Below are 20,504 nucleotides of genomic sequence, written 5' to 3' on the forward strand. Positions count from 1 at the left end.
AGTATGAGACATCCGTTGTATCAATTTCAGTTTTGCCCGGTTTGCGGGGCAAAAGCTTTCGTGGAACATAACGAGAAAGCGAAAAAATGTATGGCGTGCGGTTTTGTTTATTATTTCAACCCGTCATCGGCTGTCGCTTGTTTCATAAAGAACGCTAAGGGGGAGTTGTTACTGGTTCGCCGAGGAAAAGAGCCGGCTAAAGGTACATTGGATTTGCCCGGTGGCTTCGTCGATATGTTTGAGTCGGGGGAGGAGGCCGCTCGCCGGGAAGTAAGGGAGGAGACGGGGTTGCATATCCAGAATTGCCGTTATTTGTTTTCCTTGCCTAATTTATATATGTATTCCGGCTTTGAGGTGCATACGCTGGATATGTTTTATGAGTGTTTGGTAGATGATTTCAATAACGTGCATGCGGAAGATGATGCCGCCGAGATCGTGATCCTTCGCCCGGAGGATGTGAATCCGGAAGACTTCGGTTTAGACTCTATCCGAAAGGCGGTACCGATCTATCTTGGTAAATATTGATAGAACTTGCCTTCTGTTTGGCGCATATTACTTATATTTGCGAATTAGAACGAATAGGCACTGAAGTAAGTGCTTGTATTAAAAAGCAAATGAGTGATGAAAAGAATACTTATTCCGCTGTGTCTGGTAGTAGGCAGCCACATGGCAAGCGGGCAGAGATCGTATCAATTTGATGCGCCGAACCGTTTGTTTGTCGAAGGCAAGGAGTTGTTTAGTTTGAAGAATTATTCAGGTTGCATCGATAAGCTGGAGGCGTATAAACAGCATTCCACGGATGCCGACTTGATTCAAGAAGCCGATTATATGTTGGTCTACTCCGCTTATGAGCAAGGCCGTCCCAATGCCGTTGAGTTATTGAAAGATTATCTGGATGTGTACCCGGCTTCCCGTCATGCGGACGAGGTGAACTTCTTGATCGGTTCCGCCCATTTCGGACAGGGAGAATATCAGAAAGCTATCTTTTGGTTTAACGAATCGAACATTGATATGCTAAGTCCGGAACAACAGGAGGTTTATTGTTTCCGTTTGGCTTATTCCTTGTTGCAAATTGGGGATATGGAGAAGGCCCGTGGTTATTTCGCACGGATCGAGCAGATCGGAACGAAGTACCGGGAAGCATCTACCTATTATGTCGCTTATATCGATTACGCAACCGGTAAATACAACAATGCCTTGGTGGAATTTACCCGCTTGAAGGACTTGCCTGATTATAAGGAGCGATCTTTGTACTATATCACGCAAATTTATTTTATACAGAATAAATACGAGAAAGTGATCAGCGAAGGCAAGGAATTGTTAGCCTCTTATCCGGATAGCGAGAACAATAGCGAGGTTTACCGTATCATGGGTAACGCCTACTATCATCTGGGAAATGAGGATCAAGCGATTAATATGCTGAGTAAATATGTATCCTCGACGGATAGCCCGTTGAGGGGCGATTTATATATCTTGGGCGTATGTTATTACAATAAGGGTAATTACAGTAGCGCCGTGAACGCTTTGGGACGGACCGTTCGTGAGAACGACGCCCTTTCGCAGAACGCTTATCTGTATCTGGGGCAAAGTTATCTGAAATTAAAAGATAAGAATAACGCCCGTATGGCCTTCGAGGCTGCCGCGACTTCTTCTTTCGATAAGCAAGTGAAAGAGGCGGCTATGTATAATTACGCTTTATTGATCCACGAGACCGCTTTCACGGGCTTTGGCGAGTCGGTGACAATCTTCGAGGATTTCTTGAATGATTTCCCGAATTCCAAATATGCCGATAAGGTAAACGATTATCTGGTGGAGGTTTATTTGACTACCAAGAACTATCAAGCGGCTCTGAACTCTATCGATAAGATCAAGCATCCGAGTACGAAGATCTTGGAGGCGAAACAAGATATCTTATTCCAGTTGGGAACGCAGGCGTTCACGAATATGGAATTGGATAAGGCGGTCGATCTTTTCAGCCGTGCGATCTCACTGGGCGCTTATAATCTGGAATCTCGTAACGACGCTTATTTCTGGCGTGGGGAATCTTATTATCGTCAAGGTGAGTATAATAAGGCGATTTCCGATTATCGTACCTATTTGAATAATACCCGCCAACGTAATACGGATATGTATGCCTTGGCACATTATAACTTAGGTTACAGCTACTTCAAATTGAAAGAGTATGGAGAGGCGTTGAACCGCTTCCGTCAATACGTGAATCTGGAAAGCAATCAGCAGACTCCGGCTTATGCGGACGCTTATAATCGTATCGGCGATTGTTTATTCCACAACCGTCAGTTCGCTATGGCGGAAGAGAATTATACCCGTGCGGCGCAATTGCAACCGTCCGCCGGAGATTATTCGGTGTATCAGAAGGGTTTCTTGCTTGGGTTACAGAAAGATTATAAGGGAAAGATCAGCGTAATGGATCGTTTGATCCGTGATTTCCCGGAATCACAATATGTGGATGATGCCTTGTTCGAGAAAGGACGTTCTTACGTGTTATTGGATAATAATCAAGCGGCTGCGGCAAGCTTTGAGCAATTGATGCGTGATTTCCCGCAAAGCAGTCTGGCTCGTAAGGCCGGCGTACAGCTTGGTTTGATTTACTTCAACGACAATCAGCCGGAGAAAGCGGCCGAGGCTTATAAGAGCGTGATTAGCAATTATCCGGGTAGCGAGGAGGCGAAAGTGGCCTTGCAAGACTTGAAGTCCGTATATATCGAGTTGAACGATATCAATTCGTTTGCCGCCTATGCGAATTCATTAGGTGGAAATGTTCGTTTCGAGGTGAGTGAGCAAGACTCCTTGACCTATTTGGCAGCCGAGAAGTTATTTATGCGAGGCGATAATGAGGGCGCTCGTCGTAGCTTGACGAATTATTTGCAAACCTTCCCGCAGGGAGCGTTTAGCTCGAACGCTAATTTCTATTTGGCAAGTATCGCTTTTGCCAAGAAAGATCTGGAGGAGGCGAAACGTCTGTTCTCGTTGGTATTGGAGAGCGGTGATACGAAATTCAGGGAAGAGTCTTGGGCTCGTAAAGCTGAGATCGAGTATCTGGATAAGGATTACGCCGCCGCTATGGAAAGTTTCAAACACCTACAGGCGGTAGCGGAGAATCCGGAGAATAAGGAGGCCGCTAAATTGGGCTTGATGCGTTGCGCCGAGTTGACCGGTCAGCCGCAAGAGGCTTTGCTTGCCGCCAACGATTTACTGAAGGAACCGAAGCTATCTCCCGAGATTATGTCCGAGGCCCGTTATGTCCGTGCGAAGGCTTATATCAGCTTGAAGCAGGAGAACAAGGCGTTGGCCGACTTGAAAGAGATCAGCAAGGATACCCGTACGATACACGGGGCGGAGGCTAAATATCTATTGGCTCAATTGTATTATGATAATAAGGATGATAAGAATGCCGAGACTGTCTTGATGAACTTCATCGAGAACGGTACGCCTCACCAATATTGGTTGGCACGGGGCTTTATCTTGTTGGCTGATATTTATATCCGCCAAGGTGATGATTTTCAAGCTCGTCAATATCTGACCAGTTTGCAAAACAACTACAAGGGCGATGATGAGATCGCCGCGATGATCGAAGACAGATTGGGTAAACTAAAGAAATAAAAGAAAGCGATGAAGACTATATATAATGTAAAGGCGTTGTGTGTGGTAGCTTTGCTGGGTTCGGCTGCTGCTGCGAGTGCGCAAGAGGATGTTACGAAAGAAAAGAACCTGAACCGAGAGATGACGCTTGAACGGGAGTATGATCCTTCCGTGCAGGACGCCAGCAAGGTAAATACGCTTCCCGTGGTGAAAGAGCCGGAGGTTCGTAAGATCCCGATCGATTACTCGAATTATACGATCGCCGCCGATCCGCAGAAAGAGATTAGTTTGTTGCCTTCCGGAAATATCATGACGCAGATGGATAACAACAAGCGCCGGGGATATTTTAACTTCGGTGTAGGCACATATCTGAATATAAACGGTGATTTGGGATATCATATCTTGAGTACCGAGAAGGATAAGTTGAATATTTGGTATTCACATCGTTCTACGAATGGAAAGGTGAAATATATTCAGATGGACGATGAGAAGGTGAAGGCGAAGATCAACGATAATCTGGGAGGCATCAATTTCAAGCATGTTTTTGATAAGACGATATTTAGTATTGGTGCGAAGTACGGATATTCGGCGTTTAATTATTATGGACTGCCTATTGCGGATGCTTGGTCTATGATGGCAGAGGGTAGTTTGGATAGAGTGGATCGGGAAACAAACCAAGTAAACCAGACGATAGCTGCTAATATCGGATTTGAGTCGAAGGAAGATGCGCCGTTCGGATATTTGCTGGATTTAGGTTATATAAATTTCTCCCATAAATATGGGTTGAACAAGAATATAGATGGACCGACGGAGCATACTTTAGAGGCGAAGTTTGATTTGAACGCAGGTTTTAATGGGAATATGCGGATTGGCTTGGGTGGATTGGTGGAGTATTTCAACTACAACTTTCCGGAGGCAGCTTCTAATTCGTATGTTTATGAGTTTAAGAATCATGCCGAGGTGATGTTATCACCATATTATAAAGTTGAGGGTGATAATTGGAAAATCAAATTAGGTGCGAATGTGATGTTGGCTACAGGTGATGATGCGGAGTTCATGGCCTCGCCAAATATTGCCGCTGATGTGGAGGTTGCTGATAAAACGGAGCTATATGTAAAGGCTGACGGAAAGCTTTACTCCAACAGCATGTACGATATGTCACAGATCAACCGTTATCTGTATCCAATGAAAGAGTTGGCTCCTTCTCGTAACTGGTTGAATGCTATCTTGGGTATCCGGAGTGGCGTGGCACCGGGATTTTGGTTCGACGTGTTCGCTGGTTATAAGATAACTAGTAGCGATGTGCTTTTCAGTCAAGTGGCCACATCTAAACCTGACTTTTTTTCCAATTTCAGTGAAGCGATACCGGATGTCGATACTAAGCAGCTTTTTGTAGGGGCTAACTTGAAATATAGCTATCAGCAATTGCTGGATATCTCTTTAAAAGGGGTGTATAATAATTGGAAGGCAAATCAAGGGGATGAGAGTGTTGAACTAAGCCATGCTTATGGAAAGCCAGAAATGGAGGTTAACGCAAATGTAACCGTGCGTCCGATCGATAAGTTATCTGTTGCCTTGGATTATTATTTGGCCACCGGACGTTATGCTTTTGTAAAGAATTACTGGGAAGCTGAAAATCACAGTAGCGTGTCTGCGGGAGCTGGCGAATACAAGATGAACAACATCAACGAGCTAAACCTAACAGGTACCTATACCTTCAACGATACCTTTGGTGTTTACGCTAAGTTGAATAATATCCTTTGCCAGAAGTATGAGGTATATTACGGATATCCTTTGCAAAGCTTTAGTGCGATGATTGGCGTTAATATCAATTTCTAACACTTGAAATAGGAAGGATGGGTGACATAAATATCAAACAACTGGAAAGCCTTCGCTGGAGGATGCGGGTGATCGAGACGCTGACCGTGATCGGGACAGCGTGGATCGCCTTGGCGGTTTACCAGAAGAAGGAAGAACTGGTTTATTATTTGGTGGGAGCCGTAGTCCTTCTATTCCTGTTAAAGTATTATACGCAATTCCGTCTGCGAAAAAGACAGTTCGTCTCTAATCTCGTGGAGCAGCGAACGATGGAATTGCGTTTCCAGCGGGATGCGATGCAAGCGGAGTCGGAAAAACTATCCCGTGCCCTTTCTGCCTTGGCGGATGCCCAGGACGAGTTGGTTCGTAAGGAACGTCTGGCATCGATCGGCCAATTAACGAAAGGTCTGGTAGACCGTATCTTGAATCCCTTGAATTATATCAATAACTTCGCTCATTTGTCTGCTGTATTAGCGAAAGATATCAAGCAGAATATCGATGAGGACGAAGAGACCGGTAAACACGATAATTATAATGATACGCAAGAACTGCTGGTTCTTTTGACCAGCAATCTGGATAAGATAGCCAAGCATGGTGATAACACGGTGCGGATCGTAAAAGCGATGGAAGAATTGCTGAAAGATCATTCGGCGAATCGAACTTGCGTGGATATTAATGATTTATGTAAGGTCAATCTGGATATCTTGCGAAAGAATTACGCGAAGGAGATCGAGAAGAATCAAGTAGATCTATCATTCTCCGGGCTTTCCGTACCGTTGACAATCGAGGTGAATATCGATCAGATGGGAAAAGCCTTGTCGCAGATATTGGATAATAGTATATATGCGGTCTTGAAAAAGGCCGGAGAGCCGGGATATCAGCCTTCTGTCTCGTTGGTATTGCGTATTCAAGCGGATAAGCTGCAAGTGGTTATCCGTGATAATGGCGTCGGTATAGAAGAAACGATAAAGACGAAAGTCTTTTCTCCGTTCTTTACCACCAAACCGACCGCGGAAGCGGCAGGAACAGGTCTTTACTTGAGTCGGGAGGTCGTTTTGAACCATAAGGGTACGATCGCTATCGAGTCGGAGAAAGATAAATATACGGAAGTTACGATTACGTTGCCTATTTATAGTTAGGAAAGGAGGTTCATCATGATACAGGATTTACATACCGAGATTGATCGGTTAAAAAGGCGGATTAAACTTTGCGAGCGGGTTACGCTGGGTAGCTTGGTCGGTATTTGTGTATCTGTGAAGTTCGGTCATCAAGAATGGATCGGATTGCTTTTCTTGATTCTGTTTTGCCAGACCTCTAAGTTGGTTTTCAAGCGGAAACTCAAACAAAAAGAGTATTTGGTAAAAGAGGTAGAGGAGCGTACGCAGGAGATCCGTTCGGAGAAAGACGCGATCCAAGAGGAATCCGAGAAATTGGCGGCGGCTTTGAAAGCCTTGGGTGAGGCGCAGGACGAGCTGGTCCGTAAGGAACGGATGGCTACCGTAGGGCAATTGACCCAAGGTTTGGTGGACCGTATCTTGAACCCACTGAATTATATCAATAACTTCGCAAATCTGACATCGGGGTTGGCCAAGGATCTCCGGGAAAATCTGGATAGTCAGAAAGAGCATCTGAAACCGGATGTGTATGACGACTCGGTAGATTTGCTGAATATGATGACCAGTAATTTGGAGAAGATCTCTGAGCATGGTTTCAATACGGTCCGTATCGTTAAGGCGATGGAGGAATTGCTGAAAGACCGAAGAGGTAATCTTACGCTTACCAACATAAACGGATTATGCCGGATCGCCTTGGATAAATTGAAGAAAACGTATGAGCAGGATATTCAAGAGAAGAATATCCGGATTGTTTTCGATAATTTGACGCTGTCTTTGATGATGGAGGTAAACGTGGAGCAGTTCAGTAAGGTTCTGGCCGGGATATTGAAAAATTCCATGTATGCCCTGTTGAAGAAATCGGAGACCGTGACTTTTAGTCCGGAGATATTCCTTGGATTGAAAGTCAATAAGGATATGCTGGAAATAACGATCCGGGATAACGGGTCCGGTATCGACGAGAATATAAAAGATAAGATATTCGCTCCTTTCTTCACGACAAAGACAACGGGGGAAGCGGCCGGCGTAGGGCTTTACCTATGCCGTGAGATCGTGCAAAACCATCGGGGAACCATCGAGGTGGAGAGTAAGAAAGGAGAATATACCCAGTTTCTAATTACGATCCCTGTATATCAACCGAAAACAATTACACCGCCTAAAGAGGAGGAATAGATATGGAAGACCAGAGTAAGGAAATAGAACGGCTACGTTTGCAAGTGAAGAACTTAGAGAAATTATCTTCTTTAGGTATGTTGAGTGCCGGGATCGCGCATGAGATCCAGAATCCGCTCAACTTTGTCATCAATTTCAGTAAGCTGTCCTCTAAGTTAGTGGATGACTTGGAAGATATTTTAGAAGAAGAGAAAGATGTCTTGCCTCCGGAATCTTGGGAGAAGCTGACCGCCTTGCATGAGGAGTTTAGCGAGATCGTTAACGATTTGCATGGTAACTTGAAGAAGATCGAGGAACATGGAAACCGGGCGACAAGTATCATCCGGGGTATCTTGCTTTATTCCAGAGGGAAGGATGACGAGTACATCCCTACGGATATCAAGAATCTGGTGAAGGAATATGTTTGGCTGGCTTATCATTCGATGCGAGCGAACTATAAAGGTTTCAATATTGCGATCCGGGAGCATTACGAGGAGGGGCTTCCGATGCTGAAAGTGATCCCGCAGGATTTGAGCCGTGCGGTATTGAATGTCATGAATAACGCTTGCTATGCGGTCTATAGTAAATCCAAGCTCTCGCCGATCGGGTATGAGCCGGTTATATCCGTGGATCTACGGAAGGAGGGAGATTCTTTAAGATTAAGTATCGAGGATAATGGTATCGGTATGCCGGAGGATATCCGGGAGCAGATATTCTCCGCGTTTTTCACCACGAAACCGGTGGGAGAGGGAACTGGCTTGGGGCTATCTATCACTCGATCCATTATAGAGGAGAAGCATGACGGGAAGATAGAGGTGGAATCGAAAGAAGGTGAGTTTACCCGTTTCATATTCCTTATTCCATTAACGAAATAAACAGAAGAATTATGGCGATCAAGATATTAAGCGTAGACGACGAACAGGATCTGGAAGCGTTGCTAACCCAATATTTCCGTCGGAAGATCCGTAAGGGAGAGTATGAGTTCTCCTTTGCCCATAATGGCTTGGAGGCGTTGAGGATGATGTTGGACCATCCGGACTTTGATATCATATTGAGCGATATCAATATGCCGGAGATGGATGGCTTGACATTGCTGACGAAGATTAACGAGATGCGTAACCCGGCCTTGAAATGTATCATCGTATCGGCTTATGGGGATATGGAGAATATTCGTACCGCCATGAACCATGGTGCTTTCGACTTCGCTACCAAGCCGATCGATATGGAGGATCTGGAACGTACGATCGAGAAGGCGGTCGAGCAGATTTCTTTTATCAAGGAGGCCCAAAAGGAACATCATCAGCTAGAGGAGATACAATACGACTTGAACGTGGCACGTGAGATACAGCAATCGATCTTGCCGAAGCAGTTCCCTCCGTTCCCGCAATATAAGCAATTCGATCTCTATGCGACCATGAGCGCGGCGAAGGCCGTGGGGGGTGATTTCTATGATTTCTTCTTGGTGGACGATAATCATCTGGGTTTTACGATCGCTGACGTGTCGGATAAGGGGATTCCCGCCGCTATTTTCATGGCGATCAGCCGTACGGTGATCCGTGCTACGGCGCTTAGGCAGCTTTCCCCGGCGGTCTGCATGAAGGAATCGAATGATCTATTGTGCCGTGAGAGTGTCAATGGGATGTTTGTCACTACTTTTTATGCGATCTTGAATATCCATACGGGCGACGTGGTTTATTGCAATGGGGGGCATAATCGTCCGGTTTGGATTCGTAAGAACGATAAGGTATCTCTTTTGCCGATGACTGGTGGGATGGCCTTGGGAGTCGTGCCGGGATTAGCTTATAAAGAACAATCCTTGAAACTGGAAGCGGGAGACAGCTTGTTCCTCTATACGGATGGAATCAGTGAGGCGATGAACCTGCGGAATGAGCAATATGGAGATATCCGTTTGGTAGAGGCTTGTAGCTCCGTAAAGAACCAATCCCCCAAATCCATGATCGAAGGTATATCCGAATCCGTCCAATCATTCGTGAACGGCGCTACGCAGAGCGATGATATTACGATGTTGGCGCTGACTTATAAAGGATAATCATCTGGATAAAGGTAATTTCTTAAAGTTTACTTATATGAAAAAAGCATTTTCTGTATTTTTATCATTTCTTCTGTCTGCATGACTATACGATTACTCTCATGGAAGATTGAAATCTAAAGAAACATAAATTCATTGTATAACTTGTAGAGACGGGGCACGCCCCGTCTCTACAAATTACGATGGGCAATGTTAGGTGCTAAGAATGCCCATTATAAGCACTTTATAATGCCCATTGTAAGCCTTTAACGATGCCTATTATGACGAGCTTACGTTATAGGTTGTAAATGAGCATTATACAAATAAACGCTATATCAATAACAACTAACTTCATAAATGCATAAAGTCGAGTTACTTGTACTTCTAGAATTTATTTGGGTGCGGGTGCTCTGTCTTCTTAATGGTTGTACATATCCTTATTATAAAAATCCAGCACCTTGATCGCCATATCGTAGGCCGCTTGTGCCGGGCTTTCCGGATTGATCTCTATCGCTTGTAGGTAGCTGTTGAGGGCTAGGCGTACGTTGCCTAGTTTATAATGAGCTTTTCCGAGGAGAAACCAAGCCTCGTCGGATCTCGGTTGCTCCGTGAGGTAAGCGTCCAAGAGCCGGATCGCTTCTTCTAGTTTATTCTCTGAAATAAGTCGCTTTATCTCTTCCATATTTTTGAATAGCTTTTTGATTTTGTCCCGCGAAGGTAAATAGAAACGCATGACTATATATATAATGTATAGGAAAAAACGCTTTTTTAGTGATCGATATACTGCGTACGTTAATTATTTGTGTAAGTTTGCACCCGATTTCTAACCAGCAAAAAATAGATATGCAAAAGAATTTGGTAATAGTGGAGTCACCCGCCAAGGCAAAAACCATCGAGAAGTTCCTCGGAAAGGACTATAAGGTTATGTCTAGCTATGGTCATATCCGCGACTTGAAAACGAAAGATTTCAGTATAGACCTCGAACACAATTATGCCCCGGAATACGTGATTCCCTCTGATAAGAAGAAACTCGTGACCGAATTGAAGAACGAAGCCAAGAAAGCCGAGCAGGTTTGGTTGGCTTCCGATGAGGACCGGGAGGGAGAGGCCATCTCTTGGCATTTATATGAGGTATTAGGATTGAAACCTGAGAATACGAAACGTATCGTTTTTCATGAGATTACCAAGAACGCTATATTACATGCGATCGAGACGCCGAGAGATATCAATATCGATTTGGTGAACGCGCAGCAAGCCCGTCGTATCTTAGACCGTATCGTGGGTTTCGAGCTATCCCCCATTCTTTGGCGTAAGGTGAAGCCGGCTTTATCCGCGGGGCGCGTGCAATCGGTTGCCGTACGTCTGATCGTAGAGCGGGAGCGAGAGATCAACGAGTTTGTCTCGGAGGCCGCTTACCGTGTGATCGCCAGCTTTATCTTGCCGGATGGTACGACAATCCTCAAGGCAGAGCTGAACCGTCGTTTGAAAGATAAGGAAGAGGTGGAGGCATTCCTTGAATCTTGCAAGGACGCTTCTTTCACGATCGATGATATCTCGAAAAAGCCGGTGCGCAAGACACCAGCCCCTCCTTTTACGACATCTACCTTGCAGCAGGAGGCCGCCCGTAAGTTGGGTTATTCGGTCTCGCAGACCATGATGATCGCCCAACGCCTGTATGAGTCTGGATTGATCACGTATATGCGTACTGACTCCGTGAACTTAAGTGATTTGGCTTTGGGGACGGCAAAAGAAGCTATCTTGGATACCTACGGTGAGAAATATTATAAATTCCGTCAATATCATACCAAGAGCAAGGGAGCGCAAGAAGCGCACGAGGCGATTCGTCCGACCTATATCAGCAATGATGAGATAAGTGGGACCGCTCAGGAAAAGAGATTATACGAATTGATCCGCAAACGTACGATCGCTTGCCAGATGGCGGACGCCGAGTTGGAGCGTACGACGATCTCCGTAGGCATCGGCGGCAAGAAAGAGAAGTTCGTGGCTACCGGTGAGGTCATTACTTTCGACGGTTTCCTTCAGGTGTACCGCGAGAGTTTTGATGACGAGAATGAGAAGGAACAGGAAAACGGCCTTCTTCCTCCGGTTACCTTGAACGAGGTATTGAGTATGAAGGATATAGTCGCTACCGAACGTTTCACGCAACGTCCTCCCCGCTATACGGAAGCAAGTCTGGTTCGCCGTTTGGAGGAATTGGGAATCGGTCGTCCTTCTACCTATGCGCCTACGATCCAGACGATTCAGAATCGAGAGTATGTCGTGAAAGGGGATAAGGAAGGAACGGAGCGTACTTATAATATCATAACCTTGGCTCAGCATACGATCAAGGAAGTCCAAAAGACGGAGATCGTAGGGGCGGACCGGAATAAGTTGATGCCAACCGATATCGGTACGGTCGTGAATGATTTCTTGATGGAGTATTTCCCGGGCGTTATGGATTATAACTTCACGGCGAGCGTGGAGAAGGAATTCGATGCCGTAGCGGAAGGCGAGATGGTATGGACGGATGCGATCGATAAATTCTATAAACTATTCCATCCGATCGTGGAAGAGGCAGCCTCTGTCCGTACGGAGCATAAAGTGGGTGAGCGTGAATTGGGTATCGATCCGAAGAGCGGCAAACCTGTTTTCGTGAAGATAGGTCGTTATGGCCCAGTCGTACAGATCGGGCAGGCGCACCCGGAGGATAAAGAGGCTCCTAAACCTCAGTTCGCTACCTTGATGAAAGGGCAGTCTATCGAGACGATTACTTTGGAAGAAGCCTTGAAATTGTTTGATCTACCCCGTACGATCGGTGAATATGAAGGTAAGGTCATGGTTGCCGCTGTCGGACGTTTTGGCCCGTTTATCCGTCATGACGGAAAGTTCGTATCCATACCGAAGGGCTTGAATCCTTTGTCGATAACAGCCGAGGAAGCTATCGAGTTGATCGAGGCAAAAAAACAAAAGGATGAGCAACGATTTATCAAGAAGTTCGATGAGGACCCGGAAATGGAGATCTTGAATGGTCGCTTCGGCCCTTATATCTCTTATAAGAAAAAGAATTACAGAATCCCTAAGACGATAGAGAAACCGGAGAACTTGACCTTGGAGGAATGCCAGAAGATAATCGCCGAGGCGGGAGAAAAACCTGCCGCGACGAAGAAACGTACGACACGGAAAAAGGCTTGATTATAGCTCTAAAAATTCATAGTTATGATTTACTAAACTCATAACTATGAATTTTTCAAAACATAACTATGATTTTTTAGACATCGATGCCCGTAAATTCTTTTAACGCATATCCGATCAAGAAGCTTAATGCGGCCACGCTAAAACTAAGTACTGCCATCTCGGTAAAACGCTTCCGGAAACTCTCGCTTCTCGCTATGGAATAATAATAGTTGAAAAGGGCGATGATACTCAACGCTATGATGAGCATAAGCCCTAAAGCCATTAATACGTTCGATATAAAGATAAATGGAGCGACCAAGGCGACTACCGTAAAGATATAAGCTATTCCCGTATAGATCGATGCCTTAACAGGATGTTTCCCGTTTTCATTTCCATTCTCGGACTTGGTAGATAGATATTCGGAGGAAGCCATGGATAATGCGGCGGCTATTCCAGTGATGCTTCCGGTCAACGCTATTAATTTAGAGTCGCTCAAGGCAAGGGTAAAGCCAGCTAAAGCACCTGTAAATTCTACCAAAGCGTCATTTAGCCCCAGTACGACAGAACCCATATATTCCAACCGTTCCTCATTGATCAAGGCGATCAACCTCTGCTCATGCTCATCTTCGTCACGTGCGATTTGTTGCAAATCCGGATACTCATCATAAGAGGCGTAATCATTCTTGGCGCTTTCCTCGCTACCTTCCATTAGCTTAATGGCGAAAGTAATCCCCAAGATACGTGCCAACCAGTAGTATTTGGTGACGCGTAATTTATTCGGGGAGATCTCTTGCCCCGTATACTTTTTCAGGATCGTATAATGTCCTTTCTCGTCATTCGCTATCTGTAGTAATACTTCCTTGTTGCTTGGATCTTTCTCGATAGCGGCGAGTTGCGTATAGAGAAGGCTCTCCGTGATTTCATTTTGTTGAAATCGAAGGAGAGCCTTTCTTGTTTTCTCGTTTATGTTCATCTTCTATCGTTACATTCTTTCCGGAACCTCGATGCCTAATAAATCCATACCGGATTTCACGATCTTAGCTACATTGGCGGATAAGACTAAACGGAAGTTCTTCAATTCCGGATTCTCTTCGCGAAGGATGGAGAAATCGTGATAGAATTGATTGTATTCCTTTACCAGATCATAAATATAGTTGGCGACACAGGCCGGGCTGTATAGCTTACCTGCCTCTTTCACGATCTCCGCATAATCGGCGATCATTTGGATCAGGTTCTCTTCTTTCTCGGAAATGGCGAAAGTAAGCGGTAACTGCTCCGGTAATGCGATGCCCTGTTCCGCCGCTTTGCGCAATACGGAACGGATACGGGCGTAGGTATATTGGATGAACGGTCCCGTATTCCCATTGAAGTCGATAGACTCTTTCGGGTTGAACGTCATATTCTTGCGAGGGTCTACCTTTAATATGAAATATTTCAAGGAGCCAAGACCTACGATTCGGGCGATATTCTCAGCCTCTTCCGGAGTCATCTCGTCCAATTTCCCTAATTCTTGGGAAATCTCGCATGCGGTACTGATCATCTCGGCCATCAAATCATCGGCGTCTACGACCGTTCCCTCACGGCTCTTCATCTTACCTTCCGGTAGCTCTACCATTCCGTAGGAGAAGTGGACCAATCCCTTGCCGAACTCGAAGCCTAACTTATCCAATAAGATCGATAATACTTGGAAGTGATAATTCTGCTCGTTCCCTACCACATAGATCATCTTATTGATCGGGTAATCATCGAAGCGCAGCTTGGCGGTACCGATATCCTGCGTCATATAGACGGAAGTTCCATCCGCACGAAGCAATAATTTCTCATCCAGCCCGTCTTTCGTCAAATCAGCCCATACGGAGCCGTCTTCACGGCGATAGAAAATCCCTTTCTCTAGGCCTTCCATCACCTTGCCTTTTCCTTCCAGATAGGTTTGAGACTCGTAATAAATCTTATCGAAATCTACGCCCATCATCTTATAGGTCTCGTTGAACCCGGCGTATACCCAATTATTCATCATTTCCCAAAGCTCACGCACCTCTTTGTCTCCGGCTTCCCATTTACGAAGCATCTCACGGGCTTCCGCCATCAAGGTGGATTGAGCCTCGGCTTCTTCCTTGGTAAGGCCTTTCGCTTCTAACGCATGGGTCTCCTCTTTTAATTTGTTGCTGAATAATACGTAAAAGTCACCGATCAGATGGTCACCCTTCTTTCCGGTAGACTCTGGGGTAGCTCCATTTCCCCATTTCTGCCAAGCCAACATGGATTTACAGATATGGATACCACGATCGTTTACGATATTCGTCTTTACGATCTGGTTACCGTTCGCTTTCATGATCTTCGATAAGCTGTATCCTAATAAGTTATTGCGGACATGGCCCAAGTGAAGCGGTTTATTTGTATTGGGAGAGGAATATTCGATCATAACCAAAGGCGACTGCTCGGTAACCGGAATGATACCGTAAGCGGGCTGCTCATTGATCGAGTTTAGTAAATCGATCCAGCAAGAGCAAGCGACCGTCAGGTTAAGGAATCCTTTGATTACATTGAATTCAGCTACCGCTGGCTCGTTTCTCAACAAGTACTCACCGATTTCCTGAGCGGTCTGCTCCGGAGATTTCTTCGACATGCGAAGGAATGGGAATACGACTAGGGTCAAGTGCCCCTTGAATTCTTTTTTCGTTTTTTGTAACTGCACTTGGCTAGCGGTGACATCCGCTCCGTACAGCTCTTTGATGCCGGCTATGATAGCTCCGGTAATCTGTTGTTCGATAACCATATTCGTCTAACTATAATTCGGATTTTATTTGTACGCGAAGGTACACAAAAAAAGGATACAATTTGCATCGTATCCTTCTTCTATAGAGAATAATGGTGTTTCTTATTTGATTAGCTCGTTCAATTCAGCACCAGCCTTGAACTTCACGGCCTTGCGAGCTGCGATTTCAATGGTTTCTTTAGTTTTCGGGTTAACACCTTTACGAGCGGCCTTCTCTGACACAGAGAATGAACCGAAGCCAAGTAGAGCGACTTTACCGCCTTCTTTTAATTCGTTAGAAACTGTGTCAACAAAAGCTTCTACTGCCTTTTTGGCATCCACTTTGCTGAGACCTGATTTTTCAGCGACTGCACTAATAAATTCTGATTTGTTCATGATGGTTTGACTGTTAATATATTAAACAAAACTATGATAACCGATAGACGGCTCCAAATGTAGTTTTATTTTGAAATATCACAAAAGAAAAACCTACTTTTTTTACCGATTTACATATGTTTTAGTATTATTATGGGCAAAAACGGCTAAAATATATTTACCTTTGCCGCTAAATTAACGTAGTATATGATGAATCAGACAAATTCGGGGTTCTTGAATAGTATCCCGCCGGTAACGAAAAATCTTATCATTATAAACTTGCTATTTTGGGTAGCCAGCCTTGCACTGCCGAAAGTCGGCGTCGATTTAGTGGATTTATTAGGGCTTCACGTCCCGGGTGCTACCGACTTCAAGGCTTATCAGATCGTTTCTTATATGTTCATGCACGATACCCATTCGTTTGCGCATGTGTTTTTTAATATGTTCGCCGTTTATATGTTCGGCCGGGTATTGGAGAACGTATGGGGCCCCAAACGTTTCTTGATTTTTTACTTCGTGACGGGTATAGGCGCCGGTTTGGTACAAGAGGTGGTATGGTTCTTTAATTTGCGGGATGTGATCTTCGCTAGCCAAGACATGATAAACTTGAATGGAGCCCAGATTATCAGCAAAAGCGAGTTCTTGAATTATTTCGTGACCATTGGCGCTTCGGGTGCCGTATTCGGAATCTTGTTGGCATTCGCGATGATCTTCCCGAATGTTCCTTTGTACTTGATGTTCATACCGATCCCGATTAAAGCCAAATATTTCGTAATATTTTATGGTCTTGCCGAACTATTTATGGGTGTGGCTAGTTTTGGTGGCGATACGGTAGCGCATTTCGCTCATTTGGGGGGTATGTTATTCGGTTATTTCTTAATTCGTTATTGGAAAAAGAAAGATGCAGACAATGGACGGTATTTTTACTAATTTGAAGCGTACGTTTCAGTCGGGTAATATCCTGTCGAAACTGATATATATAAATGTAGGCTTGTTTATCTTGATACGTTTGGCCAGCGTATTGTTTATGCTCTTTAATGTGCAAGGGGTGCCTTTCTTGCAGTATTTGCAGTTGCCGGCTTCTCCGGAACTTTTGCTCTTCCGTCCGTGGACGTTGTTTACTTATATGTTCACTCATTTTGACTTCTTGCATATCTTGTTCAATATGCTTTGGTTGTATTGGTTCGGGGGATTGTTCTTGAATTTCTTCAGTGAGCGGCAGTTGGGAGGCTTGTATATATTGGGAGGTCTTGCCGGTGCGGTGTTGTTTGTCCTTGCTTATAATATTTTCCCTTATTTCCAGAACGTGGCCTCTTTTAGCTATTTGATGGGGGCTTCGGCATCTGTTATGGCGATCGTTTTCGCTGTGTCGTTTTACCGGAAGGATTTGGAGATTAATTTATTCTTGATCGGAAGGATCAAATTAATTTATTTGGCTATCTTTACGCTGGTGATCGATTTGTTGGCGATGACTTCTGATAATGCGGGAGGACATATCGCCCATATCGGCGGGGCTTTGTTTGGTATGTGGTTCGCTTCCCGTATTCGTAATGGAAAGGACTTGACCGCTCCAATGAATCGGTTGATCGACTGGTTCGTGAATTTGGGCAAACGGAAACCGAAGATGCGTGTGACTTATAAACGTAACGAGACGGATTATGAGTATAACGCACGCAAACATCAGGAGTCGGTGGATCTAGATACTATACTGGATAAATTGAAACGTTCCGGTTATGAGAGCCTTTCCGCTGAAGAGAAAAAGCGACTTTTCGACGCCAGTAAGAAATAACAGATACTTATGAAAACTCTACGGATTTTTCTTCAATTCTTATTCGTCGTAGCGAATGTGGTGGCTGTCGTATTGTTGATAGTCTCGGCTTATTCGGATCGGGTGTCTCCTGAGACGAGTATGACGTTATCTTATCTGGGATTAGCCTTTCCTGTCTTATGTGTAGTCAATCTTTGCTTTATTATCTATTGGCTGTTCTTATGGGAATGGAAGTTCTTATTGATCGGCATATTCTCCTTCTTGTTATGTTGGGGTCCCGTGAAACGCTATTTTCCGTTTCACTCGCATAAGGATGTTCCTCGGGAAGAGGTACTGAAGGTGCTGACTTATAATGTGATGGCTTTTGGGTACAAGAATCATACGAAGATAGCTCCGAACAAGATTATCCAATATATCGCTAACTCGGACGCAGATATTGTTTGTTTGCAGGAATATGCCACGGCTAAATCAGAGAAGAGCCTTACTGCCTCTAAGATCTATGATGCGTTGAGCATGTATCCTTATCGTTCCGTATTTTATCAAAGCTCCACGAAATTCCAGAGTTTCGGCATCGCTGTGTTCTCCAAATATCCGCTGTCGAATTCCCGGATGGTGAAATACGATTCGGATTATAACGGCTCTTCCGTACATGAAGTGAACATCAAGGGAAAGAAGTTGACCTTGATTAATAACCATTTGGAATCGTTTAAACTGACGATGGAGGATCGGACCCGTTATTCATCCCTTATAAAGAGCTTTAGCTCGGATGGGTTGGACGATTTGAAAGGAGCGTTCGAGCAAAAGCTAGGACCTGCTTTCCGGATTCGGGCTAAGCAAGCGGAAGCGGTATCAGAAGAGATTAAGAACGCTAAAGGAGATTATGTCTTGGTATGCGGTGACTTTAATGATACGCCTATTTCTTATGCGCACCGTACGATCCAAGGGGATTTGACGGATGCCTTTGCCGAGTCTGGCCGGGGAATGGGTATTACCTATAATCAAAATTTCTTCTGGTTCCGTATCGATAATATCCTGCATTCCCCGAACATGACCTCTATGAATTGTTCCGTGGATAAGGTCGCTTATTCAGACCACTACCCGTTATGGTGTTATCTGAAACTTGAATAAAAGGGTTTCATCACTCGGATTCTGCGTTCTGCGCAGCGTCAAATACGTCGGCGAACAAGTTCTCGACAAAGAAGAAGGTAGCGTTACAGAATAGCTTAGGATCTTTGATCAGCGCTATCGTATTGCTATCTCCATTATTGGCGATCACATCTTCCGCTTTATAGGTCTTGTACTTTTTATCGTTTAGCGGATCATATTGATATACGATATCGCTCGCCTCGATCGTGTACCGGTTGTCGAAGCAGGTGATACGCATTTTATATTTAATGATAGTCTTGTCTGTATCATTCAACAATAATTCAACCTTAGAGCTTACGAAGATGGTCCCTTTGTTCTTGTTCGAGTTTACGTTGGATAAGAAGACATCTTTTCCATAAGATTTCTTAGCCCATGCGTTAATAGCGTTGAATATTTCTAGTTTAGAGGTATTCTCGATCTCTACATCATCGCTATAGCATACCTTCCCGTTTTTCATGGGGGCGCATTCGTCTACCTCGCCTTTATGCCCCTGCGCCATGACTAGCACAGGGAACATCATATATATTAATAATAGAATCTTTTTCATAAATGCAACTCTCTTTTTCGTTATTTGATCCATACATTCGTAATCTCGCCGATTAACATCGTTTGCTGTCCTTCGGAGGTCTCGCCTTGTTTACGGCACTCGATAATAATCCATGGCGCATCGGCAGATGTGCCGGGCTTGGAGAAGGATAATCGATATACGTCGTTATTGCCAATCGCTTTATAAGCAGGACTATCTTTGGATATGGAGATTGTACTGATCGTTTTACCGAACATATTGCCTATGCCTTTCCATTCAACGTTTGCGTCGGTCGTATTTCCTTTTACTGCTTTGATCTGTAAAGCGTTGTCCGGTAACATTTGGAGGATCGTGCTAGGTATTTTGTCCGCTTGGAACGCTACGAAACCTTCCATCGGTGCCACAGGTCGTGTTTCCCGTTGCGGAGCGGATACTGGTTCTACCGGTGCGGCTGTCAGCAACTGTGCGCCTAATACGTTGGCTGCGCTATCGAACGTCTTATCCGCGAAGTCAATCGTGGCCTTACGGAACTTACCGCTGATACGGTTCAATTTCGTCTTGCTCTTATTCAAGGCATACTCGTCCGTGATCCATTCCTCGGCTAGGTATTTCTCCGGCTCGTTCTGGTAAGACACGTTATATTCATATCGGATGCCCGCAAGTTGCAGGGTACAAGCATGTTCCTTACATTCAATGATAATACGGTATTTCATCATCGCCCGATCGAGGGATAAGGCTGTGCTGGAGAATACTATATATTCTTCCCCGATAATGGCGATCTCGCCTTTTGCCTCATTTTGATAAGCTACTCTACTGTCCTTTGTGTTAAAATTTTCTTGTCCCCATTTTAATAGTTGTTGGTAGATTTGTGCCTTGCTTAAAGAGGGGGCATTAATCTCTCGGGTAAAAACGACTTTACCGTCTGCAACCGGAACGGCCCCTGCCAGATAGTGTTGATCCTCTTGCGCGAATAGCAGGGCGGGGATAAATAACAGAGCGAATAATAACTGTTTCATGGTATATTTTCCTTATTATTTTAGCCCCAAAGA

The 20,504-nt window shown here is 44.7% G+C and carries 17 protein-coding genes; 11 read left to right on the plus strand and 6 right to left on the minus strand.

Annotation, left to right across the window (positions count from 1 at the left end; translation table 11 throughout):
- Window positions 1–3 precede the first annotated feature (3 nt).
- The 7 genes from ACYIA1_RS19170 to ACYIA1_RS19200 all read left to right on the plus strand — a co-directional run bounded on the left by ACYIA1_RS19170 (window position 4) and on the right by ACYIA1_RS19200 (window position 9,732).
- Window positions 4–525 carry an NUDIX domain-containing protein gene (locus ACYIA1_RS19170; protein WP_005867651.1) on the plus strand — a complete coding sequence of 174 codons (522 nt, stop codon included), beginning with the start codon at window positions 4–6 and terminating at the stop codon, window positions 523–525.
- 96 nt (window positions 526–621) lie between these two features.
- On the plus strand, window positions 622–3,621 hold the full coding sequence (locus tag ACYIA1_RS19175) for a tetratricopeptide repeat protein (RefSeq protein WP_480336264.1): 3,000 nt from the start codon (window positions 622–624) through the stop codon (window positions 3,619–3,621).
- A gap of 9 nt (window positions 3,622–3,630) precedes the next feature.
- On the plus strand, window positions 3,631–5,439 hold the full coding sequence (locus ACYIA1_RS19180; protein ID WP_480336265.1) for a TonB-dependent receptor: 1,809 nt from the start codon (window positions 3,631–3,633) through the stop codon (window positions 5,437–5,439).
- Between the two features lie 17 nt (window positions 5,440–5,456).
- On the plus strand, window positions 5,457–6,557 hold the full coding sequence (locus ACYIA1_RS19185) for a sensor histidine kinase (protein WP_057326177.1): 1,101 nt from the start codon (window positions 5,457–5,459) through the stop codon (window positions 6,555–6,557).
- 15 nt (window positions 6,558–6,572) lie between these two features.
- On the plus strand, window positions 6,573–7,703 hold the full coding sequence (locus tag ACYIA1_RS19190; protein ID WP_048927188.1) for a sensor histidine kinase: 1,131 nt from the start codon (window positions 6,573–6,575) through the stop codon (window positions 7,701–7,703).
- Window positions 7,704–7,705: 2 nt separating this feature from the next.
- On the plus strand, window positions 7,706–8,557 hold the full coding sequence (locus ACYIA1_RS19195) for a sensor histidine kinase (RefSeq protein ID WP_005867658.1): 852 nt from the start codon (window positions 7,706–7,708) through the stop codon (window positions 8,555–8,557).
- Between the two features lie 11 nt (window positions 8,558–8,568).
- Window positions 8,569–9,732 carry a PP2C family protein-serine/threonine phosphatase gene (locus tag ACYIA1_RS19200; protein ID WP_005859268.1) on the plus strand — a complete coding sequence of 388 codons (1,164 nt, stop codon included), beginning with the start codon at window positions 8,569–8,571 and terminating at the stop codon, window positions 9,730–9,732.
- Window positions 9,733–10,129: 397 nt separating this feature from the next.
- Here ACYIA1_RS19200 and ACYIA1_RS19205 read toward each other — a convergent pair whose 3' ends face one another.
- Window positions 10,130–10,393, minus strand: coding sequence for a tetratricopeptide repeat protein (locus tag ACYIA1_RS19205; RefSeq protein WP_005859264.1), 264 nt, complete (start codon window positions 10,391–10,393; stop codon window positions 10,130–10,132).
- Window positions 10,394–10,554: 161 nt separating this feature from the next.
- Here ACYIA1_RS19205 and topA point away from each other — a divergent pair, with 161 nt between their 5' ends.
- On the plus strand, window positions 10,555–12,903 hold the full coding sequence (gene topA / locus ACYIA1_RS19210; protein ID WP_008772731.1) for a type I DNA topoisomerase: 2,349 nt from the start codon (window positions 10,555–10,557) through the stop codon (window positions 12,901–12,903).
- Window positions 12,904–12,979: 76 nt separating this feature from the next.
- Here the strand turns inward: topA and ACYIA1_RS19215 are convergent, their stop codons facing one another.
- The 3 genes from ACYIA1_RS19215 to ACYIA1_RS19225 all read right to left on the minus strand — a co-directional run bounded on the left by ACYIA1_RS19215 (window position 12,980) and on the right by ACYIA1_RS19225 (window position 16,036).
- Window positions 12,980–13,858, minus strand: a complete 879-nt coding sequence (locus tag ACYIA1_RS19215) for a VIT1/CCC1 transporter family protein (protein WP_005859260.1) — start codon at window positions 13,856–13,858, stop codon at window positions 12,980–12,982.
- Window positions 13,859–13,867: 9 nt separating this feature from the next.
- Window positions 13,868–15,661: an arginine--tRNA ligase gene (gene argS / locus ACYIA1_RS19220; RefSeq protein ID WP_480336266.1), complete on the minus strand. Its 1,794-nt coding sequence runs from the start codon at window positions 15,659–15,661 to the stop codon at window positions 13,868–13,870.
- A gap of 102 nt (window positions 15,662–15,763) precedes the next feature.
- On the minus strand, window positions 15,764–16,036 hold the full coding sequence (locus tag ACYIA1_RS19225; RefSeq protein WP_005859256.1) for an HU family DNA-binding protein: 273 nt from the start codon (window positions 16,034–16,036) through the stop codon (window positions 15,764–15,766).
- A gap of 186 nt (window positions 16,037–16,222) precedes the next feature.
- Between ACYIA1_RS19225 and ACYIA1_RS19230 the strand changes: the two genes are divergently transcribed.
- The 3 genes from ACYIA1_RS19230 to ACYIA1_RS19240 are packed head-to-tail and all read left to right on the plus strand — an operon-like array spanning window position 16,223 to window position 18,911.
- A complete protein-coding gene (locus ACYIA1_RS19230; protein ID WP_005867662.1) occupies window positions 16,223–16,945 on the plus strand; it encodes a rhomboid family intramembrane serine protease in 723 nt (240 codons plus the stop codon).
- Complete coding sequence (locus ACYIA1_RS19235) at window positions 16,926–17,804, plus strand: rhomboid family intramembrane serine protease (protein WP_122297728.1); 879 nt, start codon at window positions 16,926–16,928, stop codon at window positions 17,802–17,804. The genes ACYIA1_RS19230 and ACYIA1_RS19235 overlap by 20 nt, the downstream gene beginning before the upstream one ends.
- Before the next feature lie 9 nt (window positions 17,805–17,813).
- Window positions 17,814–18,911, plus strand: coding sequence for an endonuclease/exonuclease/phosphatase family protein (locus ACYIA1_RS19240; protein WP_008779258.1), 1,098 nt, complete (start codon window positions 17,814–17,816; stop codon window positions 18,909–18,911).
- 10 nt (window positions 18,912–18,921) lie between these two features.
- Here ACYIA1_RS19240 and ACYIA1_RS19245 read toward each other — a convergent pair whose 3' ends face one another.
- Window positions 18,922–19,476 carry a DUF4468 domain-containing protein gene (locus tag ACYIA1_RS19245; RefSeq protein WP_005859247.1) on the minus strand — a complete coding sequence of 185 codons (555 nt, stop codon included), beginning with the start codon at window positions 19,474–19,476 and terminating at the stop codon, window positions 18,922–18,924.
- A gap of 20 nt (window positions 19,477–19,496) precedes the next feature.
- Window positions 19,497–20,471, minus strand: a complete 975-nt coding sequence (locus tag ACYIA1_RS19250) for a DUF4468 domain-containing protein (RefSeq protein WP_048927189.1) — start codon at window positions 20,469–20,471, stop codon at window positions 19,497–19,499.
- Window positions 20,472–20,504 lie beyond the last annotated feature (33 nt).

Source organism: Parabacteroides sp. KHUB-02, assembly GCF_056640955.1.